9 protein-coding genes are annotated in these 14,279 nt (G+C 66.0%); 5 read left to right on the forward strand and 4 right to left on the reverse strand.

Annotated elements, in window-relative coordinates; translation table 11 throughout:
- Nucleotides 1-5 precede the first annotated feature (5 nt).
- Nucleotides 6-3,074, reverse strand: a complete 3,069-nt coding sequence (fdnG, locus tag AC10QF_RS10900; protein WP_146257516.1) for a formate dehydrogenase-N subunit alpha — start codon at nucleotides 3,072-3,074, stop codon at nucleotides 6-8.
- 290 nt (nucleotides 3,075-3,364) lie between these two features.
- Between fdnG and gmk the strand changes: the two genes are divergently transcribed.
- The 5 genes from gmk to recG all read left to right on the forward strand — a co-directional run bounded on the left by gmk (nucleotide 3,365) and on the right by recG (nucleotide 9,395).
- The gene (gmk, locus tag AC10QF_RS10905; protein WP_005410878.1) at nucleotides 3,365-4,030 is read left to right on the forward strand and encodes a guanylate kinase; all 666 of its coding nucleotides are present in this window, start codon (nucleotides 3,365-3,367) and stop codon (nucleotides 4,028-4,030) included.
- 110 nt (nucleotides 4,031-4,140) lie between these two features.
- Nucleotides 4,141-4,440 carry a DNA-directed RNA polymerase subunit omega gene (gene rpoZ / locus AC10QF_RS10910; protein WP_005410877.1) on the forward strand — a complete coding sequence of 100 codons (300 nt, stop codon included), beginning with the start codon at nucleotides 4,141-4,143 and terminating at the stop codon, nucleotides 4,438-4,440.
- Between the two features lie 106 nt (nucleotides 4,441-4,546).
- Nucleotides 4,547-6,709 (forward strand): RelA/SpoT family protein, encoded by a 2,163-nt coding sequence (locus AC10QF_RS10915; protein ID WP_005410876.1) that lies wholly within the window; start codon nucleotides 4,547-4,549, stop codon nucleotides 6,707-6,709.
- Nucleotides 6,710-6,889: 180 nt separating this feature from the next.
- Entirely contained in the window at nucleotides 6,890-7,276 is a 387-nt protein-coding gene (locus AC10QF_RS10920) for a RidA family protein (RefSeq protein ID WP_005418954.1), read from the forward strand.
- Between the two features lie 7 nt (nucleotides 7,277-7,283).
- The gene (gene recG / locus AC10QF_RS10925; RefSeq protein WP_494542184.1) at nucleotides 7,284-9,395 is read left to right on the forward strand and encodes an ATP-dependent DNA helicase RecG; all 2,112 of its coding nucleotides are present in this window, start codon (nucleotides 7,284-7,286) and stop codon (nucleotides 9,393-9,395) included.
- 340 nt (nucleotides 9,396-9,735) lie between these two features.
- On the opposite strand, the gene AC10QF_RS10930 is transcribed toward recG, so the two are convergent.
- From AC10QF_RS10930 to AC10QF_RS10940, 3 genes are all read right to left on the reverse strand, one after another.
- On the reverse strand, nucleotides 9,736-12,567 hold the full coding sequence (locus AC10QF_RS10930; RefSeq protein ID WP_494542185.1) for an autotransporter family protein: 2,832 nt from the start codon (nucleotides 12,565-12,567) through the stop codon (nucleotides 9,736-9,738).
- A gap of 214 nt (nucleotides 12,568-12,781) precedes the next feature.
- Entirely contained in the window at nucleotides 12,782-13,501 is a 720-nt protein-coding gene (locus AC10QF_RS10935; protein WP_447906233.1) for a fimbrial biogenesis chaperone, read from the reverse strand.
- 58 nt (nucleotides 13,502-13,559) lie between these two features.
- The gene (locus AC10QF_RS10940; protein ID WP_447906234.1) at nucleotides 13,560-14,072 is read right to left on the reverse strand and encodes a fimbrial protein; all 513 of its coding nucleotides are present in this window, start codon (nucleotides 14,070-14,072) and stop codon (nucleotides 13,560-13,562) included.
- Between the last annotated feature and the right edge of the window lie 207 nt (nucleotides 14,073-14,279).

Here is a 14,279-nt window from a genome sequence, read left to right on the forward strand (position 1 = left end):
TTCTCCTACACCTTCTCGACCTTGACCAGGATGCACTTCGATTCGGGCGTCTGCGAGTTGCCGTCACCGATGGCATTGGTCAGCGTGTTGGCGATATATCCGGGCTTGGCCGCACCGAGGAAGCCCCAGTGGATCGGCACGCCCACCTGGTGCACGGTCTTTCCATCGATCTGCAGGGCCTTGATCCGCTTGGTCACCATCGCAACGGCTTCGATATGGCCACGCTTGGAACTCACGCGCACGCGGCTGCCGTTGGTGATGCCCAGCTCGTCGGCCAATGCCGCACCGATCTCGACGAACTGCTCGGGCTGGATGATGGCGTTGAGCTTGCCGTGCTTGGTCCAGAAGTGGAAATGCTCGGTCAGGCGGTAGGTGGTGGCCACATGCGGGAACTCGTCCGGCGAACCGATCTGTGCACGGTCGCTGGCGAACACGCGGGCCGCGGGGTTGTTCAGCGTCAGGGCCTGGCCGGGGCTGAGCGGGTTGCTGCGCAGCGGCGTATCAAAGGGCTCGTAGTGCTCCGGGAACGGTCCCTCGGCCATGCCGGCCTTGGCGAAGAAGCGGGCGATGCCTTCCGGGTTCATGATGAACGGGCCCATCCCGCCGGCGGGATCTTCGTCGGCCTTGAAGTCCGGCACGTCCACGTTGCCCCAGTTCTTGCCGTTCCAGGCCAGCAGCGTGCGGCGCGGATCGAAGGGCTGGCCGGCCACGTCGCACGAGGCGCGGTTGTACATCACGCGGCGGTTGGCCGGCCACGCCCAGGCCCAGCCCAGCGTGTTGCCGATGCCGGTCGGGTCACTGTTGTCACGCCGCGCCATCATGTTGCCGGTCGGACCCCAGGCGCCGATGTAGATCCAGCAGCCGGAGGCGGTGCTGCCGTCGTCGCGCAGCTCGCCAAACGCGGCCAGCTGCTCGCCGGCCTTGCGCACCAGCCTGGTCGGGTCCTTCGGATCGAACACGTCCACGAGCGCCTTGCCGTTGTATTCCATCGCCAGTTCTTCCGGCGTCGGCAGCTCCGGGTTGGAATACTTCCAGGCCAGGTCGCGTACCGGCTCCCACCACGCACCGCCATCCTTCTCGTACATCGCTTTGATGCGATGGAACAGCTCGGACATGATCTCGATGTCGCTGCGCGCTTCGCCCGGCGGGTTGGCCCCCTTCCAGTGCCACTGCAGCCAGCGCGAGGAATTCACCACCGCGCCGTTCTCCTCGGCGAAGGAAGTGGTGGGCAGGCGGAACACTTCGGTCTGGATCGTGCTCGGGTCGACGTCGTTTAGTGCGCCGTGGTTCTGCCAGAAGGCGATGGTCTCGGTTTCCAGCGGATCCATGCTGACCATGAACTTCAGCTTGGAGAACGCGCTGATCAGCTTGCCCTTGTTCGGCGCCGAAGCCAGGGGGTTGAAGCCCTGGCAGATGTAGCCGTGGATCTTGCCCTCGTTCATCAGCTCGTACGCCTGCAGCATGTCGTACGGCTTGTCGAGCTTGGGCAGGTAATCGAAGCACCAGTTGTTGTCGGCGGTGGCGGCATCGCCCCACCACGATTTCATCAAGCTGACGTGGAACTTCGGGTAGTTCTGCCAGAACGACATCTGGTTGGCGCGCAGGGGCTTCTGCGTGCGCTTGGCGATGTAGGCGTTGTAGTCCTGCTCATCCTGTTTCGGCAGCGTCAGGTAGCCGGGCAGCAGGTCGGACATCAGGCCGATGTCGGTCAGGCCCTGGATGTTGGAGTGCCCGCGCAGCGCGTTCATGCCGCCACCGGCCACGCCGATGTTGCCCAGCAGCAGCTGCACCATGGTGCCGGCACGCACGTTCTGCGCGCCGATCGAGTGCTGCGTCCAGCCCAGCGCGTACAGGATGGTCATCGCCTTGTCCTTGCCGGCGGTGGACGCGATCATGTCCCACACCTGGCGGATGCTGTCGGCCGGCGTGCCGCAGATGCGCTCGACCATCTCCACGGTGTAACGCGCGTAGTGTTGTTTCAGCAGGTTGTAGACGCAGCGCGGATCCTTCAGCGTCGGATCGCTGCGCACGAATCCATCGTCACCGTAGGCGTAGTCCCAGCTGGAACGGTCATAGCTGCGCTTTTCTTCGTTGTAGCCCGAATACAGGCCGTCCTTGAAGGCGAACTCGTCCTTCACCAGGAACGACATGTCGGTGTAGTTCAGCACGTACTCGTGCTGGATGCGGTCCTCGGTCAGCAGGTAGTTGATCAGGCCGCCCAGGAACACGATGTCGGTGCCGGTGCGGATCGGCGCGTACACATCGGCAACCGCGGCCGAGCGGTTGAAGCGCGGGTCGACCACGATCAGCCGGGCCTTGTTGTGGGCCTTGGCCTCGGTCACCCATTTGAACCCGCACGGATGCGCCTCGGCGGCGTTGCCACCCATGATCAGGATCAGGTCGGCATTCTTGATGTCGACCCAGTGATTCGTCATCGCACCACGGCCTAGCGTCGGGGCAAGACCTGCCACCGTCGGGCCGTGTCAGACACGTGCCTGGTTGTCGAATGCCAGCATGCCGAGGGAGCGGACGACCTTGTGGGTCAGCACCGCGGTTTCATTGCTGGTGGCCGAGGCCGCCAGCATGCCAGTGGTCAGCCAGCGGTTGACCGTCTGCCCGGCTTCGTTCTTCTGCACGAAGTTGGCATCGCGGTCTTCCTTCATCAGCCGCGCGATGCGGTCCAGCGCATCGTCCCAGCTCAGCCGCTTCCACTCGTTCGAGCCCGGCGCGCGGTACTCGGGGTAGAGCAGGCGCGACTTGCTGTGGATGATGTCGGCCAGGCCGGCACCCTTCGGGCACAGCGTGCCGCGGTTGACCGGATGGTCTGGGTCGCCCTCGATGTGGAAGATGCTGGGCTCGGCGTTCTTGGCGCCATCGCCGAGGCTGTACATCAGGATGCCGCAGGCCACCGAACAGTAGGTACAGGTGTTGCGGGTCTCGGTCGCGCGGGTCAGCTTGTATTGCCTGACCTCTGCGAGCGCGATGCCGGGCGCGAAGCCCATCAGTGCCAGGCTGGAGCCGACCAGGGTTGTCCCGGTCACTTTCAGGAACTGGCGGCGGCTCATCGATGGCATGCCGTTCTCCTGGGATGGCGGGGAGGCGCAGGCCTCCGGGCTGTCGTTGGGTACGGGCCGGTTATAGCACAGGCCTCCGGATGCCCATGTGGCACAAGGCGCGGCGCCTGCCGGACGGGCCCGGAAAGGGCCTGCTCTGGTAAAGTTGCGTGCCCGCCCCCTGGGGAAGCGTCTGCCGGGCCTGGTTCCAGGATGTTCCGCGCAGCCCCCGCCGTCCTGGCGCGATCCTCCGCGCCGGACCTGGAACACCGAGGAAAAATTTTGCGAAATCAACCAATTGGGTTCCGCGCATGAGCGCCCCGTCGAAGCCGTCGGACGCCGTTGCGCGCGGCACGCTGTACATCGTGGCCGCCCCCTCCGGCGCCGGCAAGAGCAGCATCGTCAATGCCACCCTGGCGCGTGACCCGCAGATCGCCCTGTCGATTTCCTTCACCTCGCGCGCGATGCGCCCCGGTGAGGTGAACGGCCAGCACTACCACTTCGTCAGTGCCGAGAAGTTCGAGCAGATGATCGCCGCGGGCGACTTCTTCGAACACGCCTGGGTGCACGGCGACTGGAAGGGTACGGCCCGGCAGTCGGTGGAACCGCAGCTGGCCGCCGGCCAGGACGTGCTGCTGGAGATCGACTGGCAGGGCGCGCAGCAGGTGCGGCAGCTGGTGCCGGGCACGGTCACCGTGTTCATCCTGCCGCCGTCCAAGCAGGCCCTGCAGGACCGCATGCGCAAGCGCGGCCAGGACAGCGAGGCGGTCATCGCCCAGCGGCTGGGCGCAGCCCGCGATGAAATGCTGCACTTCAACGAGTTCGACTACGTCATCGTCAACGAGGTGTTCGACACTGCCGTGGACGAGCTGTGCGCCATCTTCACTGCCAGCCGCCTGCGCCGGGAGGCCCAGAAGGTGCGCCACGCCGGCCTGATCCAGGCGCTGCTGACCCCCGATCCGGGTGCAACTGACTGATTCCAAAAGAATCGGGTAGGGGTTGGCTTGATTTTGTCCAGCCCCTGCCAGTACACTCCGTCCCCTTTCCCTCATTCGACTGAGCGGCCGACCGGTCGCCGGGAGCCCGTATGGCCCGCATCACCGTAGAAGATTGCCTGGAAGTCGTTAACAACCGTTTCGAACTGGTCATGATGGCGTCCAAGCGTGCCCGCCAGCTCGCCAACGGCGTGCAGGCCACGCTGGACAACAGCGAGACCGAGGACAAGCCGACCGTGCTGGCGCTGCGCGAAATCGCCGCCCGCAAGATCGACAACGCCCTGATCGACGAAGTCGAGAAGGCCGAGCGTGAGCGCGCCGAGCGCGAAGCGCTGGAGTGGGCTGCCGCCGAAGTGGTCGCCGACGAAGACATGTCCAAGAACGACGATTGATCGCATCGATCAACGTAATCGTTGGATACACCGAACAGCCCGCCCCGTGCGGGCTGTTTCGCATTCAGGATTTGCCGTAAACGTCGCGCTGGAATAGGCTTCGGGCATGAACCCAGGCCCCACTGCCAAGGTCGCCGCAGCCCCCGCTGCCGCCGTACCCGACTACGTCCTCCAGCTTGAACGCGCCGCCCATTACCTGCCGCCGGAACAGCTGCCGCTGTTGCGCCGTGCCTGGGAAGTCGGGGCCTCCGCGCACGCTGGGCAGACGCGCAAGTCGGGCGAGCCCTATATCACCCATCCGGTGGCCGTGGCCCAGGTGCTGGCCGAACTCGGCCTGGACGTGGAAGCGCTGATCGCCGCGATCCTGCACGACACCATCGAAGACACCCCGCTGACCCGCGAGGCGCTGGCCGCCGAGTTCGGCGAAGCCGTGGCCGAACTGGTCGACGGTGTCACCAAGCTGGACAAGCTGAAGTTCCGTGACCGCCAGGAGGCGGCCGCCGAGAGCTTCCGCAAGATGCTGCTGGCGATGTCGCGCGACCTGCGCGTGATCATGATCAAGCTGGCCGACCGCCTGCACAACATGCGCACGCTGGGCGCGCAGAGCCGCGAAGCGCGTGGCCGCATCGCCCGCGAGACGCTGGAGATCTACGCGCCCATCGCCCAGCGCCTGGGCATGAGCCTGGTCAAGAGCGAGCTGCAGAACCTGGGGTTCAAGGCGCTCTACCCATGGCGCCACGCCATCATCGAAAAACACATCCGCAGCCAGCCGGTGGTGCGCCGCGAAGCGATGGCGCAGGTGGAAGTGCAGCTGTCGCAGCGCCTGGCCAAGGAGGGCATCGAGCATCGGCTGATCAGCCGCATCAAGACCCCGTGGAGCATCTACAACAAGATGCGCGACGAGAACAAATCCTTCGACCAGGTGATGGATGTGTTCGGCTTCCGCCTGGTCGTGCGCAGCGTGCCCAGCTGCTACCACGCGCTGGGTTCGGTGCACGCCACCTTCAAGCCACTGGATGGGCGCTTCCGCGATTTCATCGCCATTCCCAAGGCCAACGGTTACCAGTCGCTGCACACGGTGCTGTTCGGGCCGTATGGCTCGCCGATCGAAGTGCAGATCCGTACCGAGGAAATGGACCTGATCGCCGAACGCGGCGTGGCCGCGCACTGGACCTACAAGTTCGGCGGCGATTCGCCCAACAGCGCACAGAGCCGTGCCCATGCGTGGATCGTCGAGCTGATCGACTCGCAGCGCGCCGCCGGTTCCTCGCTGGAATTCCTCGACAACGTCAAGGTCGACCTGTTCCCTGACGAGGTCTACCTGTTCACCCCGAAGGGCAAGATCCTGGCCCTGCCGCGCAACTCCACCGCGCTCGATTTCGCCTACGCCGTGCATACCGACGTGGGCAACATGGCGGTGGCTTCGCGCGTGGACAAGAAACTGGTGCCGCTGCGAACCAAGCTGGTGTCGGGCCAGTCGGTGGAGATCATCACCGCGCGCTCGGCCACGCCGAAACCGCAGTGGCTGGAATTCGTGGTGACCAGCAAGGCACGCACCGCCATCCGCCACCAGCTCAAGCAGCTGGAGCACGAAGATGCCGTGCAGCTCGGCCATCGCATGCTCGACCGCGCGCTGGAAGCGATGGATTCGTCGCTGGAGCGCCTGCCGAAAGGCCGCTTGGATGCGTTCCTGGCCGAACACCGCTTCCCGCGCCTGGAAGCGCTGCTGGCCGAGGTCGCACTGGGCAACTGGATGCCGACCCAGGCTGCGCAGGCGCTGATGGCCTACGCCGAACTGCGTGGCGGCCCGCATTCGCGCCACCACTCGCAGGAGAAGATCCTGATCAACGGCAGCGAGCGTGGCGTGGTGACCTTCGCCGGCTGCTGCCAGCCGATACCCGGCGACGAGATCATGGGCTACCACACCGCCGGCAAGGGCATCGTGGTGCACCGCATGGACTGCCCGAACCTGGCCGAGCTGCGCAAGTCGCCCGAGCGCTGGGTGCCGATCGGCTGGGACACCACCGTCTCCGGCGACTACGACACCTCGCTGGTGGTGGAAGTGGAGAACGGCACCGGCGTGCTGGCGCAGCTGGCCGCCGCCATCGCACAGAGCCATTCCAACATCGAACGCGTGGACTACCTGGACCGCGACTTCAACGCCGCCGTGCTGGCGTTCAACATCCAGGTGCGCGACCGCAACCACCTGGCCGAAGTGATGCGCCGCCTGCGCCGCCTGTCGGTCGTGCAATCGGTACGCCGCCAGTAGGTCCTGCGCGTACCGGTAGTGCCGGCCGCTGGCCGGCAACCCATGGATCCGCGACGGCATCGCGATTGCCGGCCAACGGCCGGCACTACCGAGGCGGCGCGGTAGATCCACGCCATGCGTGGATGCACCCCCAGCCGGTACAATCACCGCTCTGTTTTCCCCCAAGCACCGGAGCGACCCATGTCCCGCCAGATCATCAACACCGAAAAGGCCCCCGCCGCCATCGGCCCGTACTCGCAGGCCGTGCGCGCCGGCAACACCGTGTACTTCTCCGGCCAGATCCCGCTTGACCCGGCTACCGGCGACATCGTCGGCGCCGGTGACGTCGAAGCACAGGCCCGCCGCGCCTTCGACAACCTCAAGGCCGTGGCCGAAGCCGCAGGTGGTTCGCTGGACAAGGTCGTGCGCCTGGGCCTGTACCTGACCGACCTGGGCGAGTTCGCCAAGGTCAACGCGGTCATGCAGGACTACTTCCAGGCCCCGTACCCGGCCCGTTCCACCATCGAAGTCTCCGGCCTGCCGAAGGGCGCCAGCTTCGAGGTCGACGCGGTGATGGTCATCGACTGACCGCCACGTGGCACGCAAGGCGGCGGTCACCCCGGTCCTGTCACCGTCCGGCGAAGCATCCCTGGCGATGCTTGCCGGCGTCGGTCCGGCCGTGGCCGCCAAACTGCAGGCGCGTGGCCTGGCCACCCTGCAGGATCTCTGGCTTCATCTGCCGCTGCGCTATGAAGACCGGACCCGGCTGACCCGCATCGAAGACCTGCGCAACGGCGTGCCGGCGCAGGTGGAAGGGCGGGTGGTCGCGGTCGAGCGTGGCATGCGCTACCGGCCGATGCTGAAAGTGGCGGTGGAAGACGAAGGGCAGGGCACCCTGGTGCTGCGCTTTTTCCACTTCCGCCAGCAGCAGGTCGGGCAGTTCGCGGTCGGCACCCGGCTGCGCTGCTTCGGCACGCCCAAGCCCGGCCACCTCGGCCTGGAAATCGTCCATCCCAGCTACCAGGTGCTGGGCCGCAACGATGATCCCGAACTCGGCGACCGCCTCGACCCGGTGTATCCCACCGTCGAAGGGGTCGGCCCGATGACCATGCGCAAGCTGATCGGCCAGGCGCTGGACCGCCTGCCCGAGGAGAGCACGCTGGAATTGCTGCCCAGCGGCTGGCTCGATGGCCTGGGCCTGCCTTCGCTGCGCAGCGCGCTGCTGACCGTGCACCGTCCACCGCCGGATGCCGATCTGGCCGCGTTGGCGGCTGGTACCCACCCGGCGCAGCGTCGCCTGGCGATGGAAGAACTGCTGGCCCATCACCTCAGCCTGCGTCGCCAGCGCATTGCCTTGCAGGCACACCATGCGCCGCCGCTGGCCGGTCCTGGCAAGCTGGCCAAGGCGCTGCTGAAGCAGCTGCCGTTCGCGCTGACCGGCGCGCAGGCACGCGTGTTCAAGCAGATCCGTGAAGATCTCGCGCGCCCCAGCCCGATGCTGCGGCTGGTGCAGGGCGACGTGGGCTCCGGCAAGACCGTGGTGGCTGCGCTGGCCGCCATGCTGGCGGTGGAGCAGGGCAAGCAGGTCGCGCTGGCCGCACCCACCGAACTGCTGGCCGAGCAGCACCTCAACAATCTGCGCGGCTGGCTCGAACCGCTGGGCGTGCGCGTCTGCTGGCTGGCCGGCAAGGTCACCGGCAAGGCGCGCGCCAAGGTCATCGAGCAGGTCGCCACCGGCGAAGCGCAGGTCGTGGTTGGCACCCATGCGCTGATGCAGGACGCGGTGGTGTTCCAGGATCTGGCCTTGGCCATTGTCGACGAGCAGCACCGCTTTGGCGTGCACCAGCGGCTGGCCCTGCGTGACAAGGGGGCAGGCGCACACAGCGTGCCGCACCAGCTGGTGATGACCGCCACGCCCATTCCGCGCACGCTGGCGATGTCCGAATACGCGGACCTGGATGTATCGGCCATCGACGAACTGCCGCCCGGCCGCACCCCGGTGCAGACCGTGGCGCTGAACAACGATCGCCGTCCGGAACTGATCGAACGCATCGCGCTGGCCTGCCAGGAAGGGCGGCAGGTGTACTGGGTGTGCACGCTCATCGAGGAAAGCGAAGAACTGGATGCCACGCCCGCGCAGGCCACTTACGAATCGCTGCAGGCGTTGCTGCCCGGCGTGCGCGTGGGCCTGGTGCATGGCCGCCTGAAGGCGGCGGAAAAGCTGGCGACGATGGTGGCGTTCAAGGCCGGCGAGATCGACCTGCTGGTGGCCACCACCGTGATCGAAGTGGGCGTGGACGTACCCAATGCTTCGTTGATGGTGATCGAGAACGCCGAGCGTCTCGGCCTGGCCCAGCTGCACCAGCTGCGCGGTCGGGTGGGGCGTGGTTCGGCGGTGTCGCGCTGCGTGCTGCTGTACCAGGCGCCGCTTTCGCAGATGGCGCGCGAGCGCCTGCAGACGATGCGCGACACCAACGATGGCTTCGTCATTGCCGAAAAGGATCTGGAACTGCGCGGTCCCGGCGAACTGCTGGGCACCCGCCAGACCGGCCTGGCCGGCTTCCGCATTGCCGATCTGGCCCGCGATGCCGGCTTGTTGCCCGGCGTGCACGACCTGGCCGGGCGCCTGCTGGCCCAGCAACCGGCGCTGGCCGACCGCGTGGTCAACCGCTGGATCGGCACCGCCGTGCGCTACGCCTCGGCGTAGGGCGCCGGGCGCGCGACGAATCGGTAGCGCCGGGCCATGCCCGGCGGCCGTTCGCGCAGGGGTCGGATCCCTTTGCGCAGCAAAAGGCTCTGATCCCGTTTCCAAGACGGCTCATCCACACGTGGCGTGGCTCTACTCCGCGCTGCGCGCGTGAGTCGAGCATGGCTCGACTCTACAGTGGCCGCGGCCGGCCATATCCATGTTCATCGTTGTGTGCATGCAGGATCACGCAACACGTCAGGTGATGACGTGGCTTTGGTTGGTTGTGCCCAGCATCCGGCCAGAAATATCGCCCGATCGAGGGACATGTCGACGCGGTGCAGCCAAACGAAATAGCCTCTTACCAGCGGTAGTTCATCCCGAGCTGCGCACTGACCTGGTAGTAGCCACTGGCTTGCTGGCGGGCCCACCCAGCCCACACGCTCACGCCGTTGGCAAACTTCACTGACGCTCCGGCACTTACTTCGACACGATTGCGTGGAACGCGCGCGTCTACCAGTTCTCCGTCCATGTACACCCGCGATTCGGCGCGGTCGCGCAGCCAGTTTGCAGCCAGGTACGGCTGCACCTGCGCCGCAGGGTTTTCCCACCGCGTCACGCCGGACAGGCGGAGGCCTGCGCGACCGAACAGGCCATCGGCATCATCGGTGGTCACCACCGTGCCGTTGGCTTCAGTGTGACGCGTGCCGTCCCATTTGCTGTAGCCGACCTGCAATTGTGGTTCCAGAAACACATTACTGTGGCCGTTGCTCGCGCCAAAGCGGAACGCGTAGCCGGTCTCAAGCGCGCTCTGCCACGCGCGGCTGTCATAGTGCTCGGTTGCCAGGCCGACGCCTTCCACACGGTTACGGAACTGCGCCCGCTGCACGGTGCCATCCACGTAGAATCCGCTGTAGGAATCTGCCCCAATGCCCGCACGCCAAGTGCCATATACGCCCAACGCTTCACCCTTTACTTTGCCTCGGGCGTAGTAGCCGCTGAGAGCGTTGGTGGATGTGCTGGCGGCATTGCCGCTGGATAGCATGATGCCCACGCCACCGCCATTACGGGCACGCCACAGGTCAGCACCGACGCTCAGCGTCTGGCTGCTACCGTGGATGCCCAGCTGGCGGCTGGCCGCATCGAAGCCCCGACGAGCGCCGTCCACGCGCGCCCAGGCGCGGCCACCGTTCTGGCCTGTGCTGCGCTCGTGGTAGCCGATGCGCATCATTTCCTGCGAAGCACGCAGGTTAGCCAGATAGGCGCCGCCCTCAGGACGGATTACGGGATCAGGATGCGGAGGAGGGGCCAGGTTGCCATCTCCGGGATCGATGGGATCCACCGGATCCACCGGATCCGCCGGTTCGATCGGATCTACCGGATCTACCGGATCCACCGGATCCACCGGATCTATCGGATCTACCGGATCGACAGGCGGTGTGCAGCTGGAAGGATCTGCGTCGCACGGGTCCGGCGGCGTCGGCAATACCGAGCGCAGATACCAGTTGCCATCTGCGCCAGTGCCCTTGTGAAGGAAGTACTCGTACTGGCCGCCCACGGCGCGGCCGGCCAGAGTGAACTGTCCATTGGATGTTCCACCCACCGAGATAAGCTCGATGCCGTCCTGGGTCGCTGCTCCGACGCCTCCCACATTGGTCACCCGGATATTGGCGGTGCCTCGTGTGTCGCCGCCGATGACCAGTCGGTCGGTCGCCGCATCATCGCCGCCAAGCACGGTATTGAAAAGGAGAGTCCCGCCATCACCAGTGAAGTCGCCGCTGATCGCCAGCGTTTGGAAGGCATCGTCTCCGCCCAGTGCAAGCACTGCGTCAGGGCCGAGCAGCAGGCGGCCGATGCGGCTGTCGCCGGTCATATGCCACTGCGCATTGTGCAGGGCAATGGTCCGTCCGCCGTCGATCACCCCGGCCAAAGTGGCGCCGTCGCCCAGCGTGACGTCCAAGCCAGAGTCAGTGCGCTGGCCGATCAGATCGCCGGCCAGATGCGAGGCGTGAACCTGCAGGTCCACCTGCGCGCTGGCCTGTGCGCGCAGCAGGACGCCCGTTCCGGCGGTCAGCGAAGCACCGTTGCGAACGGTGATGGTGTTTCTGCCGGATATGCCCCCAGTAACCTGCACGGCGTCGCCATTGACGGAGGTAATCCGCGCGCCATCGAGCATGACGCTGGCTGTGTTGCCGGAATCGTCCACGCGCAGCCCCGCGCGATCTCCCTCGATACTCCCGCCCCGCGCAACCAGGGTGCCGCCGCCCTGCATCAGCACGCCCATGCCATTGGCCCCGCCACCCTGCAGACGGCTGTCGCGTAGTGCCAGCGTACTGGCACCCGAGAGCACGACCGCTGTGCCCGACGCTGCAGTGACGGTAGTGCCTTCCAGTCGCGCCTGCGCAGGTGCCGCCGCACTGGCGGTCGTGCTGATCACCACGCCGCCTGTGCGCCCGGCAAGGGTGCTGCCGGTGATGTCCGCTTCGCTGTTGATCATGGACACGGCGATTCCGCCTGCACTGATCCGGCTGTCAGCCACGCTGGCACGGCTGTCGGTCATTCTTAGGCCAATGCTGGTCAGCACATTGGACGTACTCAGATCCACATCGTCCAGACGAACGTTCGCCCTGTCCTCGACATCCACACCAATACGCCCGGCTGAAAGCACGGAGCGGGAGAGGCTCATATCAGTACCGGCGCGAATCGCCCAGATGCCTGTCCCGTCAGATTCAATATCCACCTGGTCGAGATAGGCAACGCTGTTGTTGATCAGCGCGGCATACCCACTACGGTCGACGTAGCCAAGGGTTCCGCCCCGCATATCGAGCCGGCCCCGCAGTACATTCACAAAATCAAGTCGGGCATCTTCTGCTGCAAGGCGCGAATCGGTCACGAATGCGTTAAGCACGCGCGAATGCGGTCGCAACTGCAGCACTGCCCCGTCGAGGACGAACCAGTCTTCCACGCGATCGCCGGGTTGTACGACATGCGTCGCGTCGGGTCCGGAGATAGTCGCGGCGAAGGCCTGCGACACGGGTAGAGTAAGGCCGGCCATAAGAGCGAGCGTCAGAGGGCGCGAGCGCGGAGCACAGCGGTTTGTCATCGTGTCGCACTCCTCGAGCGATAGGGGCATGCCAGAAATTGTCGCAGTTGGATCGATTGGCGCGGGCCGAGTGTTGCCCAGCAGATCCATTGACACCATGCAACAAGTTGCAAATTCCCGCGCCTGAGCCAATGCAATGAACCGAAGGCTGATGCTGCGCCGCCCGCTGGGTCGCACCGCCTCTCGCTTGGGCGCGGATGGCCGGACTGCGTGATTTCAGCGCATCACCGTCCATGCGGATCCGGCGGCGACGCAATTCGTTCGCCTGAGCATAGCTCAGCTCTACAGGACGCGTGTGGCTACCTCACGGTGTAATTTTGGCCTCGGCATCGCGCGGCGTGCCGTAATCGTCCAGCCACTGGAACGTCACCGACGACGGCATCGCCGTACCGGCCGGCAGTGGCAGGTTCAGCGCTCCGCCAGGGGCAATCATGCTTCCCTCCATTTTGCGGCCGTCGGCCAGGGTCAACGTGCTCAGGGTCACGTGGTACGCACTCGGGTTGGTCACCTGCAATGCGTCGCCTTGCGCGCGCCATTGCAGCTCCCCGGCGGCATCACGCGCACTGCCGGGCAGCCCGGCGGGGCGATGGAACAGCTTCACCCGGGTACGCACCGCAAACTGCAGAAGGTTCTTGTCCGCCGCATCCTTGGGCTTTGGCGGAATATCCAGCAGGTTGAAATAGAACACCGATTCGCGGTCAACGGGTAGCGGTGCTTCACCAGGACGCGGCGCGTACGTGATGCGGAATGCCTGCCCCTGGTGCGCCTGCAGCAGGCGCGGCTCGGCCGGGGTCAGCCGGAACGGGGTGCGCACGTGTTCCGGCCGGGCCGCGCTGTCGCCGTTGTCGATCCACACCTGCACCATTGCCGCCTGTTCGCCGCGGTTGCTGGCCTGCACGGTCACGTCGCGGCCCTTGGCGGCATCGTGCACGATGCGCGTGCCTTGAAGCGTCACCGCGGCGTGCGCGGGCAGCGGCATCGCGCCCGCCAGTGCGGCGGCCCATGCGATTGCTCGAAAGTTCATGGCTTGACTCCTGTGCACGCCGTTGCCGGCCGTGTCAGGGCCGGCAACAGGCAGGGCTTTACCTGTAGACAACCACGAAGTCGCCCGATGCGTTGGCCGTGCCGGCAGTGGCATTCTGGGCCGGCGAGGCGTACCACGCGCTGTAGTCAAGCTGGCCGCTGCCGGCAGCGGGGATGGTTACCCACTGCAGCGGGTCCTCGCCGATCTTCTGGTGGTTGCCGGCGACGTCATACAGGGCCACGCCCACGTTGGTGGCGCTGGAACCGGCGTTGAGCGCGAGGTTGCCGGTGGCACCATCCGGTGCGCCGCCAAAACGCACACCCACATCCTGATCGGCGCCCGAGCCGGAACAGTCCAGCAGGATGCTGAAGTTCTTCTGGCCAGCGCGGGTGTTGGCATTGATGGAGGTCAGCTCGACCTTGCCCATCGCCACGGTGATGGTGCCTGCGGCCGCCTGCACTGCGCAGGTGGTGGGCATGATTTCGCCGGTGATTTCCAGCTTCTCGGCAGACGCAACCGGCGCGACACCGACCAGCAGGCAGGCGCCCAAGGCGCGGATGAAGTTCGTCATGGGATTCTCTCGGTGGAGCGGAAAGGAGACGCCGACGAGCGCCCTGCGCCCTGTCAGCAGCGCGCAGTCTCCCCGCGCAGGCAGAGGGCGCCAATGAAAATAGTTGCAAATCGTGTTCATGGCCCGGTGATTGCAACAAGTCCAATGGGATCACGCGTGCGAGGTTTCTAGAGTACGGTTCGACCCGCGACCCGCGACCCAGCGGCC

The sequence above is a fragment of the Stenotrophomonas maltophilia complex sp. Om-AH-Sm3 genome (assembly GCF_059337855.1).